15 protein-coding genes and 3 rRNA genes (1 of these 18 running past the window's edge) are annotated in these 20,458 nt (G+C 67.2%); 6 read left to right on the top strand and 12 right to left on the bottom strand.

Going from position 1 to position 20,458, the window contains the following annotated elements:
• Positions 1 to 94: 94 nt before the first annotated feature.
• The 3 genes from PKE84_RS08070 (at position 95) to PKE84_RS08060 (ending at position 3,305) form a co-directional block, all read left to right on the top strand.
• Positions 95 to 1,012: a LysR family transcriptional regulator gene (locus PKE84_RS08070; protein ID WP_271176714.1), complete on the top strand. Its 918-nt coding sequence runs from the start codon at positions 95 to 97 to the stop codon at positions 1,010 to 1,012.
• Entirely contained in the window at positions 1,009 to 2,610 is a 1,602-nt protein-coding gene (locus PKE84_RS08065) for a phytoene desaturase family protein (protein WP_271176713.1), read from the top strand. Before PKE84_RS08070 ends, PKE84_RS08065 begins: the two co-directional genes overlap by 4 nt.
• Before the next feature lie 128 nt (positions 2,611 to 2,738).
• Positions 2,739 to 3,305: an SRPBCC family protein gene (locus tag PKE84_RS08060; protein WP_271176712.1), complete on the top strand. Its 567-nt coding sequence runs from the start codon at positions 2,739 to 2,741 to the stop codon at positions 3,303 to 3,305.
• Positions 3,306 to 3,410: 105 nt separating this feature from the next.
• Here PKE84_RS08060 and PKE84_RS08055 read toward each other — a convergent pair whose 3' ends face one another.
• On the bottom strand, positions 3,411 to 4,391 hold the full coding sequence (locus PKE84_RS08055; RefSeq protein WP_271176711.1) for a DNA-3-methyladenine glycosylase family protein: 981 nt from the start codon (positions 4,389 to 4,391) through the stop codon (positions 3,411 to 3,413).
• A gap of 77 nt (positions 4,392 to 4,468) precedes the next feature.
• Here PKE84_RS08055 and PKE84_RS08050 point away from each other — a divergent pair, with 77 nt between their 5' ends.
• On the top strand, positions 4,469 to 5,839 hold the full coding sequence (locus PKE84_RS08050; protein WP_271176710.1) for an FAD-binding oxidoreductase: 1,371 nt from the start codon (positions 4,469 to 4,471) through the stop codon (positions 5,837 to 5,839).
• A gap of 76 nt (positions 5,840 to 5,915) precedes the next feature.
• Here PKE84_RS08050 and PKE84_RS08045 read toward each other — a convergent pair whose 3' ends face one another.
• From PKE84_RS08045 to PKE84_RS08035, 3 genes are all read right to left on the bottom strand, one after another.
• The gene (locus PKE84_RS08045) at positions 5,916 to 6,461 is read right to left on the bottom strand and encodes a thioesterase family protein (RefSeq protein ID WP_271177133.1); all 546 of its coding nucleotides are present in this window, start codon (positions 6,459 to 6,461) and stop codon (positions 5,916 to 5,918) included.
• A 118-nt stretch (positions 6,462 to 6,579) separates the two neighbouring features.
• Positions 6,580 to 8,394, bottom strand: coding sequence for a 2-succinyl-5-enolpyruvyl-6-hydroxy-3-cyclohexene-1-carboxylic-acid synthase (gene menD / locus PKE84_RS08040; RefSeq protein WP_271176709.1), 1,815 nt, complete (start codon positions 8,392 to 8,394; stop codon positions 6,580 to 6,582).
• Entirely contained in the window at positions 8,387 to 8,743 is a 357-nt protein-coding gene (locus PKE84_RS08035; RefSeq protein WP_271176708.1) for a PLD nuclease N-terminal domain-containing protein, read from the bottom strand. Before PKE84_RS08035 ends, menD begins: the two co-directional genes overlap by 8 nt.
• Positions 8,744 to 8,785: 42 nt before the next feature.
• Here PKE84_RS08035 and PKE84_RS08030 point away from each other — a divergent pair, with 42 nt between their 5' ends.
• Positions 8,786 to 9,091 (top strand): DUF4229 domain-containing protein, encoded by a 306-nt coding sequence (locus tag PKE84_RS08030; protein ID WP_271176707.1) that lies wholly within the window; start codon positions 8,786 to 8,788, stop codon positions 9,089 to 9,091.
• Positions 9,092 to 9,128: 37 nt separating this feature from the next.
• On the opposite strand, the gene PKE84_RS08025 is transcribed toward PKE84_RS08030, so the two are convergent.
• From PKE84_RS08025 to PKE84_RS08015, 3 genes are all read right to left on the bottom strand, one after another.
• A complete protein-coding gene (locus PKE84_RS08025) occupies positions 9,129 to 10,106 on the bottom strand; it encodes a 1,4-dihydroxy-2-naphthoate polyprenyltransferase (RefSeq protein ID WP_271177132.1) in 978 nt (325 codons plus the stop codon).
• Positions 10,107 to 10,132: 26 nt separating this feature from the next.
• Positions 10,133 to 11,308, bottom strand: coding sequence for an AMP-binding protein (locus tag PKE84_RS08020; RefSeq protein ID WP_271176706.1), 1,176 nt, complete (start codon positions 11,306 to 11,308; stop codon positions 10,133 to 10,135).
• A gap of 61 nt (positions 11,309 to 11,369) precedes the next feature.
• Positions 11,370 to 12,281: a 1,4-dihydroxy-2-naphthoyl-CoA synthase gene (locus tag PKE84_RS08015; RefSeq protein ID WP_271176705.1), complete on the bottom strand. Its 912-nt coding sequence runs from the start codon at positions 12,279 to 12,281 to the stop codon at positions 11,370 to 11,372.
• 57 nt (positions 12,282 to 12,338) lie between these two features.
• On the opposite strand from PKE84_RS08015, the gene PKE84_RS08010 reads away from it, so the two are divergent.
• Positions 12,339 to 13,331, top strand: a complete 993-nt coding sequence (locus PKE84_RS08010) for an o-succinylbenzoate synthase (protein ID WP_271176704.1) — start codon at positions 12,339 to 12,341, stop codon at positions 13,329 to 13,331.
• A 10-nt stretch (positions 13,332 to 13,341) separates the two neighbouring features.
• Here the strand turns inward: PKE84_RS08010 and PKE84_RS08005 are convergent, their stop codons facing one another.
• From PKE84_RS08005 to PKE84_RS07985, 5 genes are all read right to left on the bottom strand, one after another.
• Entirely contained in the window at positions 13,342 to 14,364 is a 1,023-nt protein-coding gene (locus PKE84_RS08005; RefSeq protein WP_271176703.1) for an HAD-IIA family hydrolase, read from the bottom strand.
• Positions 14,339 to 16,177, bottom strand: coding sequence for a hypothetical protein (locus tag PKE84_RS08000; RefSeq protein ID WP_271176702.1), 1,839 nt, complete (start codon positions 16,175 to 16,177; stop codon positions 14,339 to 14,341). Before PKE84_RS08000 ends, PKE84_RS08005 begins: the two co-directional genes overlap by 26 nt.
• A 144-nt stretch (positions 16,178 to 16,321) precedes the next feature.
• Positions 16,322 to 16,438, bottom strand: a 5S ribosomal RNA gene (gene rrf / locus PKE84_RS07995).
• A 135-nt stretch (positions 16,439 to 16,573) separates the two neighbouring features.
• Positions 16,574 to 19,688: ribosomal RNA gene (locus PKE84_RS07990) — 23S ribosomal RNA — on the bottom strand.
• Between the two features lie 436 nt (positions 19,689 to 20,124).
• Positions 20,125 to 20,458 (bottom strand): 16S ribosomal RNA (locus PKE84_RS07985); it runs 1,188 nt beyond the window's last position.
• Together the 16S, 23S and 5S rRNA genes form the textbook arrangement of a ribosomal RNA operon.

The raw sequence follows: 20,458 nt of genomic DNA, 5'->3' as shown, positions 1-20,458 counted from the left end.
GCGGGTTGGATCGGATAAGCAGAAGCGAAGGTTGTCGAACGATATCGTTTGGCTCAGCCGAACAATCGTTGGTGAGCCGGACAAGGGAGTACCGATGCTGGATGTGCGCAAACTGCGGCTGCTGCTCGAACTCGATGCCCGCGGCACGGTGACCGCCGTCGCCCAGGCGCTCTCCTACAGCCCGTCATCGGTGTCGCAGCAGCTCTCCGCGCTCGAGAAGGAGTGCGGCGTCCAGCTCCTGCAGAAGGTCGGCCGCCGCGTGCAGCTCACTCCGCAGGCAGAGATCCTCGTGCGGCACACCGCCGACGTCCTGGATCTTCTCGACGAGGCCGAATCGGAGCTCACGACGTCGCTCACCACTGTGACCGGCGTCGTGCGGATCGCCGTCTTCCAGTCGGCGGCGCACGCCATCGTGCCGCGCGCGCTGAGCATCCTGGCCGGCGCGTACCCCGACCTCCGCGTCGAGGTCACCGAGCGGGAGCCGGAGCAGGGTCTATTCGAGGTCGCGGCCCGCGACTTCGACCTGGTGATCGCCGAGCAGTACCCGGGGAGCACGCGCGGACTGCGCACCGGGCTCGACCGGGTCGACCTGGCGACCGACCCCATCCGGCTCGCGAGCAGCGCGGAGCCGAAGGCGCGCATCCGGGCATCGTCGCTGGCCGAGGCGGCAGACCTGCCGTGGGTGATGGAGCCGCTGGGGACGGCGGCACGCACGTGGGCGGTCCAACGCTGCCGTGAGGCCGGATTCGAGCCGGATGTGCGCTACGAGACCGCCGATCTGGTCGCGCACATCCGGCTCATCCGGTCGGGTAACGCGGTCGGTCTCCTGCCGGATCTCGTGTGGGCGGACGAGCGCCCGAGCGTCGAGCTCGTCGAGCTCCCCGGCAACCCGCACCGCACGGTCTTCACCGCTGCCCGGCGCTCCTCCGCCGGCCGTCCCGGTGTCGTCGCCTGCCGCGACGCGCTCGCCCGCGCGGTTCCGGCCGGTTCCCCTTTAAGCTCTGAAGCATGACCGACGCCGACGCCACCGCACCCGAGGAGACTCCGGAACCCACGCACGACGTGGTGATCGTGGGAGGCGGGCACAACGGCCTCACCGCCGCCGCCTATCTCGCCAAGGCGGGGCTGAGCGTGATCGTGCTCGAACGGCTGCAGAACACCGGTGGGGCGGCCGTGAGCGCACAGGCGTTCGACGGCGTCGGCGCGTGGCTCTCCCGCTACTCCTACCTCGTCAGCCTGCTGCCGCAGCGGATCATCGACGATCTCGGCCTGCGCATCTCCCTCGCGCGCCGCCGCTACTCCTCCTACACGCCGGTACCGGGCGCGCGCGACGGCTCCGGCCTGCTGATCGACAACACGGATGCCGAAGCGACCGCCCGCTCGTTCGCGAGCATCGGCGCCGCCGACGACACGGATGCGTTCGCCTCGGTCTACGAGTCCACCGGCGAACTCGCGCGCGCCCTCTGGCCGACGGTCACCGAACCGCTCCTCACCCGGAGCGAGGCGAAGGCGCTGGTCGGCGACGACGAGCTGTGGAACGCCATCATCGAGCGCCCGATCGGCGAGTTCATCGAGTCCAGGGTGTCGAACGACCTGGTGCGCGGCGTCGTCGCCACGGATGCCCTCATCGGCACCTTCGCGAGCGTCGACGACCCCGGGCTCGGCCAGAACCGCTGCTTCCTCTATCACGTGATCGGCGGCGGCACCGGCGCATGGGACGTGCCGATCGGCGGCATGGGCAGCGTCACCACCGAACTCGCGCGGGCCGCCCGCGAGGCCGGCGCGCGCATCGTGACCGGCGCCGAGGTGACGGCGATCGACCCGGACGGCACCGTGGATTATCGGCGCAAGAAGCACGAGCGGCGGGTGATCGGCCGCCACGTGCTGGCCAACGTCGCGCCCGAGGTGCTCGACGCGCTGCTCGGCGACGAGCGGGAGCCCGGGCGGCCGCACGCCGAGGGCGCCCAGGTGAAGGTGAATCTGCTTCTCGAGCGCCTCCCGCGTCTGCGGGACGAATCGGTCGATCCGGCCGCCGCATTCGGCGGAACCTTCCACATCAACGAGACCTACACACAGCTCGAGACCGCGTACGCGGGAGCGGTCCGCGGCGTGATGCCCGAGCTCATCCCGTGCGAGATCTACTGCCACTCGCTGACCGACCCGAGCATCCTGGACCCGGAGCTGGCCGCCGGCGGCGCGCAGACGATCACGGTGTTCGGGCTGCACACGCCGGACCGCTGGCTGAACGACGAGAACAACGACGCCACGCGCGAGCGGCTGCAGGCCGCCGTGCTGGCCTCGCTCAACTCCGTGCTCGCGGAACCGATCGAGGAGCTGCTGCTCACCGACGCCGACGGCAACCCTTGCATCGAGACCAAGACGACGCGCGACATCGAGCAGACGCTCAACATGCCGGGCGGCAACATCTTCCACGGCCCGCTGTCGTGGCCGTTCGCCGAGGACGACGACGAGCTGTCGACGCCGGCCCAGCGCTGGGGCGTCGCGACGCGGCACGAGCGCATCCTGCTCTGCGGATCCGGTGCGCGACGGGGCGGCGCGGTCAGCGGCATCGGCGGGCACAACGCGGCCATGGCGGTGCTCGAATCCTGAGCGCGAGGCGCTCCGAATCCTGAGCGCGAGGTCAGTGCGGGCCATCCGCCCCTGAGAACCCTCGCACGCCCTCTGCCCTTATCGCGGAGACGTGACTAGTGTGAGGATTCAGCGGGAGGTTCATCATGATGCCGCAACCAACAGGTCGCCTCGTTCGCAAAGACGACGGGGTCTACGTGGTCCTCGACAGGATCTTCAAGGCGCCGATCGAAGACGTGTGGTCGTACTTCACCCGTTCTCCGCGACTCGCCGAATGGGTGGGCGAGTACACCGGGCTCCCCTCCACCGGAGCCGTGCGGTTCCGGATGACCGCCGAAGGCGACGACGCTCCGTGGGAGAACGTCTCCATCCTCGAGTGCGTCGCGCCGCACAAGTTCGCGGCCGACGTCGGTCCGGCCGGCGACTCGTGGCGGATGTACTGGCACCTCACCGAGTCGAGCGGTCACACGACGCTGACCTTCGCGCAGCGACTCCGGTCGCTCACCGAGGAGGCGGACGTCGGCGTCGGCTGGGACTACTACCTCGACCGGCTGATCGCCGCGCGCGCCGGCCGCCCGATGCCGGACTGGAACGACTACCACCCGGCGATGCTCGAGCACTACCAGAACCTGTGCCGCGAGCTCGACAAGGACATCCGGGTCGAGCACGCGACCCTGCACGCGGTGGAGCAGGAACGGAACGGCACCGCGGGCTGACCCGCCCGCCCGCCACCACCTACGATCGAGTCCGAACTTGTCGCACTCGTAAGCGGCGTGTCGCACGCAACAAGTTCGGACTCGATCGCGGGTGGGGAACTCCGGTCAGTGCCAGCGGTGGTCCTGCAGCGTCACCCGCGGCCCGCGTCGCGTGAAGCGATGCCCGCTCGCCAGGATCAGCCGGATCACCCGCTGCCGCTGTCCCGTCCAGGGTTCGAGCAGTTCGAGCATCCCGTCGTCGTCGACGCGGCGGCCGATCAGCGCCTCCCCCACGTAGTGCGCGAGATGGTAGTCGCCGACGCTCACCGCATCCGGGTCGGCGTGCGTGCGTTGCAGCGTCTCCGCGGCCGTCCAGACGCCGATGCCCGTCACCGTGCGCAGCGCTCGGGCGGCATCCGGCAGCGTGGCCGCGCGATCCGCCGCCCGCTCCAGTGACCCCGCCACGGCGAGCACCGACATCACGGTGCGCGCGCGGCCGGGGTCGACGCCCGCCCGGTGCCACTCCCACGACGGGATGCCCCGCCACTGCGCCACGGTCGGCACCACGCGGAGCTCGGCTGGAGCCGGTCCGGGCGCGGGCTCGCCGTACCAGCGGATCAGCCGCGCCCATGAGTTGTACGCCTCGAGGCTGGTCACGCGCTGTTCGATGATCGCCGGGATGAGCGCCTCGATCAGGCGCCCGGTGCGCGTGAGACGCAGACCCGGGTTGCGACGGCGGCTGTCGTGCAGCAACGGCGTGCCCCGCACGTCCAGCGAGCTCCAGTCGTCGTCGCGGCCGAGCAGTCCGGGCACCGCGTCGATCGCCCACTCCGCGCCGTCACCCCAGGCTGCCGCCGCGATGGAACCGTCGGCCGCCGGGTACCGGATGCGCACCGTCGCCGACCCCGCCGGCGTGCGGAAGGTGCGCCACACCCCGAGCGCATCCCAGATGGTCGTCGGATCGTAGGGGCCGCGGCCGATGATGCCAAGGGTCGCCCGCACGTCCACCGGATCGCGCGGCGCGTAGACGGTGGACGCATCCGGAGGCTCCGGCGTCGCTGACGACGTCGCCCGGAACCCGGGAGAGGACGGCGTCACGGTGGTCATGCTGGAATCGTACGTCAGCCGACCGACCGCGCCCTGGGCTCTTCCGCCATGTCGGTGCCCTCCTCTACCCTCGCCCCATGGGGAAATCACTGACACAGGAATCGATCGCGCAGCTGCGCGACGCCATCGGGGGCACTGTCTATCTGCGCGGGGACGAGGGCCTCGCGGCCGAAGTGGCCTGCTTCAACCCGGTCATCCGGCATGATCCGGATGTCGTGGTCGCGGTCACGTCCGACGCCGACGTCGCCGAGGCTCTGCGTTTCGCGCGCGAGCACGGGCTCGGCGTGCGCATCCAGGCCACCGGGCACGGCGCGGAGACGCCGATCACCGACGGACTCATCATCTCGACCCGCGCACTCGACTCGCTCGAGATCGATCCGGATGCGCGGCTCGCCCGCATCGGCGCCGGCGTGCGCTGGGCTCCGGTCATCACTGCCGCGGCCGAGTTCGGCCTGGTGCCGGTCACGGGATCGTCCACGAGCGTGGGAGCGGTCGGCTACACGCTCGGTGGCGGCCTCGGGCCGCTCGCCCGCAGCCACGGTTTCACCGCCGACTGGGTGCGCGCGTTCCGCGTGGTCACCGCCGACGGCGAGGTCGTCACGGCCGATGGCGCGACCAACCCGGAGCTGTTCTGGGCGCTCCGCGGGGGCAAGGGCGGCCTGGGGGTCGTCACGGAGATGACGCTCGAGCTCGTTCCCCTGCGCACGCTTTACGGGGGCAGCCTCTTCTTCGACGGCGACGCGGTCGAGCAGGCCTTCCAGTCGTGGATCGACTGGTCAGCGGCGCTGCCCGTCGAGGCGACGACCTCGGCGGTCTTCCTTCACGTGCCCGACATAGAAGGCCCGCCCCCGCCCCTGCGCGGGCACTTCGTGTTCAGCGTGCGGTTCGCGTATCCGGGCGACCCGGCCGAAGGCGAGCGGCTCATCGCTCCGCTGCGTGCGGCGGCACCCGTGTACCTCGACTTCGTGGCCGAGATGCCGACCACCGCGATCGCGACCATCCACAACGACCCCGAGGCGGGTGCGCCCAGCTGGATCCGCGGCCTGATGCTGGACTCCTTCGATCAGGACGCCGGCCGGGCCCTCTTCGAGCTGGTCACTCCGGCCTCGGGCTCGCCGTTCCTCGCGGTGGAGATCCGCCAGCTGGGCGGAGCGACCAGTCGCGACCCGGAGGAAGGCACCGCCGTCGGCGGCCGCGACAGCCTCTACACGCTGTCGACGCTCGCGGCGGATCCCGGCACCTTCGCCGAGCTCGCTCCCGAGCGCGCCGCCCTGATCACGGAGGCCGTGAGCGACCGGGTCTCCGCCATCACCAACGTGAATTGGTCGGCGGGGCTCGTGGACAGGGCGGCGTTCGAGAAGACCTGGCCACCGGCAGTGCTCGACCGTCTGGCGGAGGTGCGCGCGGAGTGGGATCCGCAGGGCGTGTTCGCCTTCGAACCGCGGTAGCCGACCCTTCGGGACCGGCGTTCGCTTCCGGGCCGGCGTCCGCTTCGGGGCCGGCGTCCGCTAGCGGGCGCCGGTCTCAGTCCGCCCAGACGCTGGGCGCTTCGGCGCGCGTCGACGGGAGCGCCGCACGGCCGCCCCATTCGAGCAGCCACGCGGGAACGCTGACGTCCGTCGGTGCCGTGCCCACGGCCTCCAACAGTTCCTCGTTCGTGACGATGCCGCCGCCGCGCTTGAGGAATCGGCCCCGGATGAACGCCTGCGTGTAGATCTCGCCATCGACGGTGAACCGCTGCTCGACGTAGACCGCCCGCTCGTCGAAGCCGAGGATGCGCGACTCGACGACGAACGGCTGCCACAGCTCCAGCGACTTGCGGAACGAGATCGTCTCCGACGCCACGACGGGGTACCAGCCGCGCTTCTTGAAGATCGCCCACACCCCGTTGCGGGTGAGCAGGTCGAACCGTCCGATGTCGGCGATGGAGAGATATACGCCGTTGTTCATGTGCTTCAGGATGTCGAGATCGGTCGGCAGTACGCGGAACTTCGTACGCGCGACGTCCCAGTGTCCCAGTCGTGCGCCGAACCGCGAGATCAGCGCGTGAAGCATCGTTCGAAAGATCATATGCACGCGGTCATGCTAGCCAGCCGCCAACGGACTCTCACTTCCGTTGTGGACAGCCTCCAATCCGAGCGGCGCGGGGCCGCGAGCCGGTTGTAGCTCCGGAGACGTGGCGCACGACCTAGCGCGCGAGTGGCACCTCGACGATGCTGACGCCGGCGGGCGGCGCGGAGAGCGCCTGGTCGAGCTCGCCCTTGGTGCGCACGACGCGGTGGTCCCAGCCGTACGCCGCGGCGAGCGCGGCGACATCCACGTGTTGCGGCGTGTACAGCACCCGCTCGAAGGCTGTGGCGGGCGCGCTCTTCGCGACCTCGAGCCCGTCGAAGATCGTTCCGCCACCGTCGTTGCCCACGACCACCTGCAGGTGCGGGCGCCACTCGCCCTCGCCGATGAGCAGGGCACCGACGTCGTGCAGCAGCGTCAGGTCCCCCATCAGCACGCGTGTCACGCCCGAGGGGGTCCCCGTCTGTTCTGCAGACGCCTGGCTTGCGATCGCCACGCCGAGTGCGGTGGCGATCGTGCCGTCGATCCCGGCGAGCCCACGGTTCGCGTGCACCCGCAGCTTCTTGCCGAGGACGATCCGGTCGGCATCCCGGATGAGGCGGGATGCCCCGAAGACGAGACGGTCGTGCGGCCAGGTGTAGCGCCACAGGGCCTCGGCGAGCAGCGGACGCGTGATGGGCACGCGCACCGCCGCGAGCTCGGCCTTGGCGAAGGCGAGCGCGTCGGAAGGATCGAACGAGCGCGCCTTGTCGACGTCGGGCGCGGCGGCTCCCGGATCCGCCGCGAGCTCGGCGGCCTCGATCAGCCGTCTGCTCGCGAACACCCAGCTGCCCACCCAGGCACGCGCCTCCGGCGATCGCGGGTCGGCCGTCGGAGGAACGGTCACACCGCCGACGATCTGCGCGCGGTGCGCCGGGTTGTACGCCTGCTCGCCGCGCGGCGCGACGACGACGACCTCGACGTCGTCGCGCATGAGCAGTGCCGGAACCTCACGGCTGAGGGTCGGATGCCCGAAGACGACGGCGCGCTCGACGCGGTCGCCGAAGCCCTCCTCGCGAAGCAGCTCCCGGTAGGCCACGACGAGGTTCGGTCCGAAGTGGGCGCCGCTCGAGACCTCCGCGATCAGCGGGTAGCCGCCCGCGCGCGCGAACGACTCCGCGACCTCGCCGGCGTCGGCCCCGGCCACGACGACCGTGAGCGGACCGTCGGCAAGAGGCAGGATGTCCCGGCCGAGCGCATCCGGGCCCGCCGTCGACGGCACGGTTCCCGGTTGCGCGATGTCGATCGATGGAACCGCGACCGAGAGCGGGTCGCGCAGCGCGAGGTTGATGTGCACGGGCCCCGGATCGGCGGAATCGGCACCGACCGCGGTGCTCACGGCGGTTCGCGCGAGAGCCTCCGCCGTCGCGCGCTCGTCGGCGCTCCCCTCCGGCGCGGGGACGTCGATCTCCCAGCGCGCGGCGTCCGCGTAGATTCCGGGCTGCTGTGTCGTCTGATTGGCCCGGATGCCGCGGAGCTCCGCGGGCCTGTCGGACGTCAGGACGATCAGCGGGATGCCGGACTCGTGCGCCTCGAGCACCGCCGGATGCAGGTTCGCGGTCGCGGTGCCGCTCGTGGTGATCACGACGGCGGGCGCGCCGCTCTCCCGCGCGAGGCCGAGCGCGAGGAAGCCGGAGACACGTTCATCAATCCGCACGTGCAGTCGGATCGCCCCGGAGTGCTCCAGCTCGGCGGCGGTGAGAGCCAGCGCCTGGGAGCGGGAGCCCGGGCTGACGACGATGTCGCGCACGCCGGCAGTCACCAGCGCACTCAACAGGGCGATCGAATAGTCGGTGGCCGGGTTGCCCGTCAGGGGAAGGCCGTCGTCCACCTGCGCTCCGGGACGTCCCGTCGCCGCTGTCGTGTCAGACGTCTCGGTGTCGGCCTCAGCCATCCCGGCGGCCGGTTTGGTCGTTGTCGGGTCCGTTGTCGTCGAGGTCAGCGAGTTCCTTCTCGAGCTGCCGGATGCGCTCCTCCTGGTCGCGGTCCTGCGCGAGGCGCTTCAGGAACTGCGGGTCGTCATCCGGCGCGACGATGCGTCGACCGCCGGAACTGCTGCGGCGCCCCCGGCCGACCAGGAACCACAGGGCTCCGCCGATCACTGGGAACAGGATGATGATGAGAAGCCACACGGGCTTGGGAAGGCCACGCACTCGAGAGCGGTCGAAAAAGGCGCAGTCTGCCACGGAATAGATGTAAAACACCGCGGCGGCGACGCCGAGGACTATCCAGAGGCGAACCATGTGTCAATCGTAACTCTCAGAGAGTGTCTCTAAGCTGGGAGGGTGAAAGGCATTCCCTCGTGGATCACATACTCAGTGCTCCGTCTACTGCTGTTCGTGGTCCCGCTCGTGATTCTCCTGGTGCTGCGCATCGAGGCGTGGATCGCCGTCGTCGCGGCGGCGCTGATCGGGCTCTGCCTCTCGTACATCTTCCTGCGTAAGTCGCGCAACGCGGTAGCGACCGATCTGTACGCCGCCCGTCACCGCGACAAGCCCGCGACGACGGTCGACGACGACGTCGAGGATGCGGCGATCGACTCCTCCGAAGCGGCGACCCCGCGCACGAAGCCGCACGACACCACGGCCTGATCGCCGCGTCTCCGGCCTGCGCCGGCGCCTCGCAGGGCTAGAACGCGAAGGCGCAGCCGAGCGCGATCGCGACGAGCAGCCCGGTGAGGCTGGTCAGCTGCAGCGCCGTCACGAGCTCGCGCGGGGTCTTGGCGAACAGCGTGATCGCGCACGCCGGCAGCGCCGCGAGCAGGGCGAAGAAGCCCAGCCAGGCGATCGGGTACAGCAGCGCGAGCACGGCCAGGATCGCGAACGGCACCAGCAGGAACACGCAGAACACGATGCGCGAGGCCATGTTTCCGAGCACGACCGCGAGCGTGTGCTTGCCGGCCTGCTTGTCGGGCTCGATGTCGCGGATGTTGTTGACCATCAGCACCGCACAGGCGATGAGACCGGCGATGACCGCTCCGAACCACGCCTCCTGGTTGACGACGCCCGCGAGGAGGAAGGTCGTACCCGCCGTCGCGACCAGCCCGAAGAAGACGAACACGAAGACCTCGCCGAGGCCGTAATAGCCGTAGGGCCGCTTGCCTCCGGTGTAGAACCACGCGGCCGCGATGGCCGCTGCGCCCACGAGGAGCAGCCACCACTGCTGAGTGAGGATCACCAGGATGAGGCCGGCGACGGCACCGAGACCGAAGAAGACGAGCGCCACGGTGAGCACACGCTTGGGCGTGGCGCGGCCCGATCCGGTGAGCCGGCTCGGGCCGACACGGAACGCGTCGGTACCGCGGACGCCGTCCGAGTAGTCGTTGGCGTAGTTGACGCCGATCTGCAGGAAGACCGCGACCGCCAGGCAGAGCAGCCCGCGCACAGGGTGCCAGATGCCCGGCCCGTCGGCGAGCTTGGCCGCGCCGACACCGATGATGACGGGTGCGATCGCGAGCGGCAGGGTGCGCAGGCGGGCGCCAGCGATCCAATCGGATGCGGTGGCCGGCTTGACCTTCGTCTTGGACGCGCCGGGACGGCCGCTCCTGCCCTTCGAGCGCTTCTGGGCAGCAGACATCCTCTGCATCTTCGGCTTGTTCTGGCTCATCACACTGCGAATTGTAACGACATCCGCTATGCCTTCCCGTCCATGGCGAGCGCCACGGCGGCTCGTGCGATGGCGACGCGATCGGGCTTGCCGCTGCTGAGGTGCGGCAGCTCCCCGAGTTCGACGATGCCCGCCGGGGCGGCAGCTCGTCCCATCCTCGCGGAGACGAACGCGCGCAGCTGTGCCAGCGTCGTCGTGGGGAGGCTGCCGACGGCGACCAACGGCACCTGTCCCCACTCCGCATCGGGCGCGGCCACGACGACCGCGTGCTCGAATCCTTCGACCGAGCGAACAGCCCGTTCCACCGCGTCGAGCAACACCTTCTCACCGCCGGAGATGATCACATTGTCGGCGCGGCCGAGCACCGTCACCCGGCCGTCGGACCCGACCCGCCCGAGGTCTCCCGTGCGATACCACCGGTGTCCGTCCGCCTCGTGGAAGGCCGTGGCCGTGCGGGCCTGGTCGCCGAGATAGCCTTCGGACAGCACCGGGCCGCCGATCTCGAGCGCGCCCTCGACCTCGCGCACGACCGTGGAACCGATCGGCACGCCGTCGTAGACGCAGCCGCCGGCTGTCTCGCTCGACCCGTAGGTCCCGATCACGCGTGCTCCCACGGCGACGGCCCGCTCGCGCAGCGTCTCGCTGAGCGCTTGGCCACCGACCAGGATGCCGTCGAACCGTCGGACCGCGTCCGCCACCTCGCGGTCACCAGCTTCGGCGGCCTCGATCAGGCGGCCGAGCTGCACGGGCACGAGGGACACGAACCGCCGGTCGTGCGTCATCGCAGCGGCGAGCGCCGCGAATCGCCGCGGATCGAAGTGCCCACTTCCGTAGACGATCGGCTCCGTCTCGGCAGCGATCGAGCGCACGAGCACCTGGGCACCGGCCACGTAGTGCGCCGGCAGCGCGAGCAGCCACTGCCCCTGGCCTCCCATCGCGCCCGCCGAGGCCGCCGCACTGGCGAGCAGTGCGTCCGCCGACAGTGCGACCCGCTTGGGAACCCCCGTGGACCCGGACGTCTCGATCACCAGCGCAACGTTCTGCGGGACGGTCTCCCCGGGAGCCGGCCACGACTCCGTGGTACCGGCCGACGCCGCATCGCGCGGAACCACCGCCGGCCCTCCGCCGCCCAGCGCCTCGCGCAGCGCACGGAAGATCTCATCGGGACGGTCGGACGGAAGCGCCAGGAGCGGCCGCGTCATCGGAGCGCCGCTGCGTCTACTACGGCTCCGCTCACGACGGCCGAGCTCAGTACGGCCGAGCTCAGTACTGCCACGGGAACGCCGACCAGTCCGGTTCGCGCTTCTCGAGGAAGGCGTCGCGACCCTCCACCGCCTCGTCCGATGCGTATGCCAGGCGCGTCGCCTCGCCCGCGAACACCTGCTGCCCGACCATCCCGTCGTCGACGGCGTTGAACGCGAACTTGAGCATGCGGATCGCCGTGGGCGACTTGGTGAGGATCTCGTTCGCCCAGGCGAGCGCCGTCGACTCGAGCTCGGCGTGCGGCACGACCGCGTTCACTGCGCCCATCTCGTACGCCCGCTGGGCCGAGTACTCCTGGGCAAGGAAGAAGACCTCGCGTGCGAGCTTCTGCCCGATCTGACGCGCGAAGTAGGCGCTGCCGTACCCGCCGTCGAACGAACCGACGTCGGCATCCGTCTGCTTGAACCTGCCGTGCTCCGCGCTCGCGATCGTGAGATCGCAGACCACGTGCAGCGAGTGACCGCCGCCGGCAGCCCACCCGGGCACCACCGCGATCACGACCTTGGGCATGAAGCGGATGAGACGCTGCACCTCCAGGATGTGCAGCCGCCCGCTCCGTGCGGCGTCGATACCCGTGGCCGTCTCCCCCTCGGCGTACTTGTAGCCGTCACGGCCGCGGATGCGCTGATCGCCGCCCGAGCAGAACGCCCAACCGCCGTCTTTCGGGCTGGGCCCGTTTCCCGTGAGCAGCACCACGCCGATGCGCGGATTGGTGCGGGCGTCTTCGAGTGCGGCATACAACTCGTCGACCGTATGGGGCCGGAACGCATTGCGCACCTCCGGCCGGTTGAAGGCCACACGCGCCACCCGTCCCGCGAGATCGTGGTGATACGTGACGTCGGTGAGCGCCTCGAAGCCGGGGACCTCACGCCACGCGCTCGCGTCGAAGATGTCTGATACTGCCTGTGCCATGCGTCCAGACTACGGTTCGGCGCCGGACACCGGATCGGAGCGTGCCACACTTGTGGAATGTTGCCCGACCTGGCCGACCTGTTGAGGACCGCACGCGTCGTCTCGCTTCCGATGAACTTCCGTTTCCGCGGCATCACCGTCCGCGAGGCGGTCCTCTTCGAGGGCCCGCAGGGCTGGACCGAGTTCTCGCCCTTCGTCGAGTACGGCGACGCCGAGGCCGCCGCCTGGCTTCACGCCGCGATCGACTTCGGCTGGCATCCCGCTCCCGCTCCGCTGCGCTCCGCGATCCCGGTCAACGCGACGGTTCCCGCGGTCCCCGCGCGCGAGGTGGCCGCCGTCCTCGGCCGCTACCCGGGCGCACGCACGGCGAAGGTGAAGGTGGCCGAGCCCGGCCAGACACTCGCCGACGACGTCGAGCGCGTGCGAGCGGTGCGCGAGCTCCTCGGCCCGGAGGGACGCATCCGGATCGACGCGAACGCCCTCTGGAACGTCGACGAGGCCGAGCACGCCATCCACGCGCTGGCCCCGTTCGACCTCGAGTACGTCGAGCAGCCGTGCGCCACCGTCGACGAACTGGCCGACATCCGGCGTCGCACCAAGTACATGGGGGTGCCGATCGCCGCCGACGAGAGCGTGCGCAAGGCGAGCGATCCCCTCGCCGTCGCGCGGGCCGGCGCCGCCGACCTCCTGATCGTGAAGGCCCAGCCGCTCGGCGGCATCCACGCAGCACTCCGGATCATCGCCGACGCCGGCCTGCCGGTGGTCGTCTCCAGCGCGATCGACACCTCCGTCGGCATCGCCATGGGCGCCCACCTGGCGGCAGCGATCCCCGAGCTGGAGTTCGACTGCGGGCTCGGCACGGTCGCGATGTTCGTGCAGGACGTCGCCGACGAACCCCTGCTCCCGGTCGACGGCGCTATCCCGGTGACACGACCGACGGTCTCGGATGCGCGCCTCGACGCCCTCGCCGCAGACGAAGACCGCCGCGAGTGGTGGCTGGACCGCATCCGGCGTTGCTACCGCGTCGTGGAGCACGCCACCGCGCTCTGAGACCGCCGGCTCAGGAGTACAGGCGCTCCGGGACCTCGAGCCCGTAGATCGCCCGGCCGGAGTTCCAGATCACGGCGCAGGCAGCGCGCAGCAGGTCGAGCTCGGAGTCCCCATCGCTGACGATCTGCACGTCGTTGCCGGCGATGCGGACGGTTGATGAGCCGACCGTGGCCGACGAGCCGTCCTTCGAGAACGTCGTCTCCGGATACGGCTCGGAGAGTCCACGCAGATCGGCCAGGATGTAACGCGGCCGTGATCCGGCATCGGCGGCGATCAGCTGCTTGGCACCGTCGACGCCCGTCAGCACGAGCACCGAGTCGATCTCGGCCCGGTTCGCGCCCAGGATGTCGGTGTCCAGACGGTCCCCGATGAAGAGCGGCTTGCTCGCCCCGAAGCGAGCGATCGCCTCGTCGAAGATCGCCACCTCCGGCTTGCCGGCGACGAGCGGGAGCCTGCCGACCGCAGTGTGGACGGCCGAGACGAGCGTTCCGTTGCCGGGGGCGATCCCGCGCGCGACGGGGATCGTCCAGTCGGTGTTGGTCGCGACCCAGGGCCGCTGCTCCTCCGTGCGATCCTGCAGGGCGAACGCGGCTTCCGCGAGCTGGTTCCAGCCGACCTCCGGCGCGAATCCCTGGATGACCGCGGCAGGATCGTCGTCGGCCGAGCGGGTGACCGTGAAACCGCCCTTCTGCACCTCGTCGACCAGCCCGTCGCCGCCGATGACCAGGATGCGCGACCCCGGCTCCACATGCTGCGCCAGCAGGCGCACCGCGGCCTGCGGGGACGTCACGACGTCCGAGGGCTCGACGTGAAGGCCGAGGTCGGTGAGGTGCCCGGCGACCGAAGCGTCGGTGCGCGAGGCGTTGTTCGTGATGTAGCCGACGCGAACGAACTCCGCGGCCGCGTTCAGGCTCTCGACCGCGTGCGGGATGGCGTGCGGACCTTTGTACACGACGCCGTCGAGGTCCGCCAGCACCAGGTCGACTCCGTCGAGCGGGGTCATCGTCTTAGCGCTCCGTCGGAACAGTGCCATCGTCGGTGTCGTCCTCGTCCTCGTTCTGGTTCTCGTTCGCGTCTTCGTCCGCGGCGCCCTCGGCGTCGAGGTCGGCTTCGGTCTCCACTTCGACATCCGCGTCGAGCTCTGCTTCGACGTCCGCATCCAGGTCAGCGTCGTCTTCGAGCTCGACGATGACGTCGGCATCGTGATCGATCGTGTCGGCGTCGCCGATGGAGACCCTGTCTTCGCCATCGACGTCGAACTCGTACTCCTCCTCGACGATGTCGATCGTCTCGTGCTCGTCGACGGTGAGCGCCGCGCCGATCGCCTCGTCGGCACGGGCGGCACGCTCGCGCCACGACTCCGCCTGCTCTGCGCGACCGAGCTCGTCGAGCACATCGGCGTAGGCATGGAAGAGATCCGGACTCCAGCTGAACGCCCGGTTCGGGTCCAGCTGCGGGATCTCGAGCTCGGCGAGGGCCGCATCGGTCTGGCCGAGGTCGAGCCGCGCACCGGACATCGCGATCGCGAGCGACACCTGCACGTCGTTCGGGAGGGTCGAGCGGTCCACGCTGCGGCCGAGCTCCAGCGCGCGGTCTGCGCGGCCCACACCACGCTCGCTGTCGACCATCAGCGGAAGCTGGTCGTTCGACCCGGAGATCCGGCGATAGGTGCGCAGCTCCCGCAGGGCGAGAGCGAAGTCGCCGGTCGCGTATGCCGTGATCGCGAGCGTCTCCCGCACGACGCCGATGCGACCGGCGCGACGTGCGGCCGACATGGCATGCGCGTGCGCCTGCTCCGGGTCGTCCTCGATGAGGCGGGCGGCCATCACGAGGTGCTGCGCGACCCAGTCGGCGTTCTCCTTGCTCAGCGACTTCAGTTCGACGCGAGCACCCTTGTCGAGATCGCGGGGCTCCACGCCCTCCGGGATCTCGGGATCGTCGTGGCGGGCCCGTACCGAACGCAGCTCGCGAGCCAGGCGCTCTTCCTCGGTCAGCTCGTACTCGGTGTCGCGAGCGTCCCGGTCGTTGCGTGCCGGCTTTCCGCCGCGCGTCCACAACTTCTCGTCGCGCGTACCCCGATTGCCCGGATGCCCGCCGCCCTGCCTCGAAGCCGGCTTGCTGTCCCGCGACCACTCGCGCTTCGCGCCGTCACGGTTCGCGCCATCGCGGTCTCCGCTGCGCGCGGCGCCACCGCGACTGCCGGTTCCGCCGCGGCGATCGCCGTCGCGTGAGGATCCACCCGCCGCGTACCCGCGCCGCTCGGCGCCGCCACTGGACTGGCCATCGCGACCATTGCCGCGCGACTGACCGCCGCCGGCGCCCTGCCCATCGCGGCCGTACCCACGTGACTGACCCTGCCCGGAGCCCTGGCCGTCGCGAGCGTAACCCCGCGACTGACTGCCGCCTTGGCCATCGCGGCTGTACCCCGACCGTGCGGGTCCACCGCGCTGGTCGTCGCGGCTGTATCCGCCGCGACCGCCGGATGCGCCCCCGGTCCTACCCGCACCGCCGGCGCCGTTCGCGCTGTTCCCGCGGTAGCCGCCGCTCTTGCCGTCACGAGCTCCGTCTCTACCGCTGTCGCGACTGCTGCCTCGACCGTCGTCGCGTCGAGGGCGCCCGCTCGAACCGTCGCGGCCACCCTTGTCCGACCGCTCGCCGCTGCGCGGAGCGCCGTCGTTGCGCGCGGGACGTCCATCGTTGCGCGGGGGACGTCCGTCGTTGCGCGGGGGCCGACGCTCTCCGTCGTTCCGTGGAGGACGACGGTCGCCGTCGTTGCGGCCGGCCGCGCCGTCCGGGCGCTGCGACGCGCGCCGTTCTTCGTGGTCGTCTGCCGGTGTTTCGCTCACGACTTCTCCTGTTGGGTGGCGGGCACAGCGTGCTCAGCCTACGACGTTGCTCTTCATGGATGTTCGGCGGGCCGCAGATCGCGGCACCCGAGCCGTTAAACGCGAAATGGCCACCCAACAATGGGTGGCCATTTCACAAAAGAAGTCCGGCGGTGTCCTACTCTCCCACAGGGTCCCCCCTGCAGTACCATCGGCGCAGAGAGTCTTAGCTTCCGGGTTCGGAATGTAACCGGGCGTTTCCCTCTCGCTATGGCCGCCGAAACACTATTGATGTATCAAAGTGAACGAACAATCATCACGATTGTTTCAGTTCTCGACCGTACATCGAGAACCACATAGTGGACGCAAGCAATCTCAGGCTCCTCATACCAGCCTTACAACAGTATGAAGATAGTGATTATCAAATTATCGGCTTATTAGTACCGGTCAGCTCCATGGGTCTTTAGTCCCCACTTCCACATCCGGCCTATCAACCCAGTAGTCTAGCTGGGAGCCTCTCGCCCGAAGGCATGGAAATCTCATCTCAAGGCCGGCTTCCCGCTTAGATGCTTTCAGCGGTTATCCATCCCGAACGTAGCTAATCAGCGGTGCTCTTGGCAGAACAACTGACACACCAGAGGTTCGTCCAACCCGGTCCTCTCGTACTAGGGTCAGATCCTTTCAAATTTCCTACGCGCGCAGCGGATAGGGACCGAACTGTCTCACGACGTTCTAAACCCAGCTCGCGTACCGCTTTAATGGGCGAACAGCCCAACCCTTGGGACCTACTCCAGCCCCAGGATGCGACGAGCCGACATCGAGGTGCCAAACCATGCCGTCGATATGGACTCTTGGGCAAGATCAGCCTGTTATCCCCGAGGTACCTTTTATCCGTTGAGCGACAGCGCTTCCACAAGCCACTGCCGGATCACTAGTCCCGACTTTCGTCCCTGCTCGACTTGTCAGTCTCACAGTCAAGCTCCCTTGTGCACTTACACTCGACACCTGATTGCCAACCAGGTTGAGGGAACCTTTGGGCGCCTCCGTTACTTTTTGGGAGGCAACCGCCCCAGTTAAACTACCCACCAGGCACTGTCCCTGAACCGGATTACGGTTCTAAGTTAGATATCCAGAGTGACCAGAGTGGTATTTCAACAATGACTCCACCTGAACTAGCGTCCAAGCTTCAAAGTCTCCCACCTATCCTACACAAGCCACACCGAACACCAATACCAAGCTGTAGTAAAGGTCACGGGGTCTTTCCGTCCTGCTGCGCGTAACGAGCATCTTTACTCGTAGTGCAATTTCGCCGAGTTCGCGGTTGAGACAGCTGGGAAGTCGTTACGCCATTCGTGCAGGTCGGAACTTACCCGACAAGGAATTTCGCTACCTTAGGATGGTTATAGTTACCACCGCCGTTTACTGGGGCTTAAATTCTGAGCTTCGCCGAAGCTAACCCTTCCTCTTAACCTTCCAGCACCGGGCAGGCGTCAGTCCGTATACATCGTCTTGCGACTTAGCACGGACCTGTGTTTTTAGTAAACAGTCGCTTCCCACTGGTCTCTGCGGCCTTCAAACGCTTCAGGAGTAAATCCCTACACGCCTCAGGCCCCCCTTCTCCCGAAGTTACGGGGGCATTTTGCCGAGTTCCTTAACCACGATTCTCTCGATCTCCTTGGTATTCTCTACCTGACCACCTGAGTCGGTTTGGGGTACGGGCGGCTGGAACCTCGCGTCGATGCTTTTCTTGGCAGCATAGGATCACCGATTTCGTCAATTAAGACTACCCATCGTGCCTGGCCCTATATGAGAGACGGATTTGCCTATCTCTCGGGTTACACACTTAGACCGGGACAACCATCGCCCGGCTCGGCTACCTTCCTGCGTCACACCTGTTAATACGCTAGCCGCACCAGCATAGGGTCGTGTGCTAGGCCCACTCGTCTAGGCCCGAAGGCTTCGATCAAGGGGATTCAGACACTTAGCATTACTGGATTAGCTTGGGCGGTTCTTCGCCGGTACGGGAATATCAACCCGTTGTCCATCGACTACGCCTGTCGGCCTCGCCTTAGGTCCCGACTTACCCAGGGCGGATTAGCCTGGCCCTGGAACCCTTGGTCTTTCGGAGGACGGGTTTCTCACCCGTCTTTCGCTACTCATGCCTGCATTCTCACTCGTGTGGCCTCCACGGCTGGTTTACACCGCCGCTTCGCTGGCCACACGACGCTCTCCTACCCATCAACACGGCTGGACCACGAAGGCCTACCAATAATGTCAATGCCACAACTTCGGTGGCGTGCTTGAGCCCCGTTACATTGTCGGCGCGGAATCACTTGACCAGTGAGCTATTACGCACTCTTTCAAGGGTGGCTGCTTCTAAGCCAACCTCCTGGTTGTCTGTGCAACTCCACATCCTTTCCCACTTAGCACGCGCTTTGGGACCTTAGTTGGTGGTCTGGGTTGTTTCCCTCTCGACGATGAAGCTTATCCCCCACCGTCTCACTGCTGCGCTCTCACTTACCGGCATTCGGAGTTTGGCTGACGTCAGTAACCTTTTGGGGCCCATCGGCCATCCAGTAGCTCTACCTCCGGCAAGAAACACGCAACGCTGCACCTAAATGCATTTCGGAGAGAACCAGCTATCACGAAGTTTGATTGGCCTTTCACCCCTATCCACAGCTCATCCCCTCAGTTTTCAACCTAAGTGGGTTCGGTCCTCCACGACGTCTTACCGTCGCTTCAACCTGGCCATGGATAGATCACTTCGCTTCGGGTCTAGGACATGCGACTGAATCGCCCTATTCAGACTCGCTTTCGCTACGGCTACCCCTCACGGGTTAACCTCGCCACATATCGCTAACTCGCAGGCTCATTCTTCAAAAGGCACGCTGTCACCCCTACAAGGAGGCTCCAACGGTTTGTAAGCAAACGGTTTCAGGTACTATTTCACTCCCCTCCCGGGGTACTTTTCACCTTTCCCTCACGGTACTTGTCCGCTATCGGTCATCTGGGAGTATTTAGGCTTATCAGGTGGTCCTGACAGATTCACACGGGATTTCTCGGGCCCCGTGCTACTTGGGATACTCTTCGCGCCATTGGAACATTTCGACTACGGGGTTGGCACCCTCTATGACTGGCCTTTCAATGCCATTCGTCTATATTCCTTTGTAACGCTCGCTGTTCGGCAGAATCAGCAGAAAAGTCCCGCAACCCCGACCATGCAACGCCTGCCGGCTATCACACATGATCGGTTTAGCCTCTTCCGGTTTCGCTCGCCACTACTAACGGAATCGCTTTTGCTTTCTCTTCCTGTGGGTACTGAGATGTTTCACTTCCCCACGTTCCCTCTACCCGCCCTATATATTCAGGCGGGAGTCACTGGGTCACCTTACGGGCCCAGCGGGGTTTCCCCATTCGGAAATCCTCGGATCAAAGTTCGTTTATCAACTCCCCGAGGCTTATCGCAGATTACTACGTCCTTCTTCGGCTCCAGATGCCAAGGCATCCACCGTTTGCTCTTAGAAATTTGAAATCACATGAGTTTGAATCGATTCTTCGCACCTCTAAAAGAGGTGCAGGAAAAATTGACCAATGATCTAAATAAATCAGATCTTTGTGATCCGAGACTCGCCAGCCGAAACCGGCTCGACTCGAATCTAAGATGCTCGCGTCCACTGTGTAGTTCTCAAAGTACGGGCGGTACCTTTTCTGCCGGCTCGAGTTATGAGCGACAAGAAAAGGTCCAGAGGTCCAGTTCTCATCCGAGTGGATGAGGTCCGGTCCCTCAGGACCCAACAGCGTGCACGTGCGGTTCTTAGTTGCTCGATGCTTTCCAACTCCGAAGAGCGTACTGACGTCGAGCCTTTCAGCTCCGCACCAATGTCAATGTTCCACCCATGAGCTACCGGCGAGAACGTGTGTCTCGATCCGGCGCCTGGACACTCCGAAGAGTGCCAGATGCTCCTTAGAAAGGAGGTGATCCAGCCGCACCTTCCGGTACGGCTACCTTGTTACGACTTAGTCCTAATCACCGATCCCACCTTCGACGGCTCCTTCCACAAGGGTTAGGCCACCGGCTTCGGGTGTTACCGACTTTCATGACTTGACGGGCGGTGTGTACAAGGCCCGGGAACGTATTCACCGCAGCGTTGCTGATCTGCGATTACTAGCGACTCCGACTTCATGAGGTCGAGTTGCAGACCTCAATCCGAACTGAGACCGGCTTTTTGGGATTCGCTCCACCTTACGGTATTGCAGCCCTTTGTACCGGCCATTGTAGCATGCGTGAAGCCCAAGACATAA

Source organism: Leifsonia poae, assembly GCF_027921845.1.
Classification (GTDB): Bacteria; Actinomycetota; Actinomycetes; order Actinomycetales; family Microbacteriaceae; genus Leifsonia; species Leifsonia poae.
This window is presented reverse-complemented; position numbering and strand designations above follow the sequence as displayed.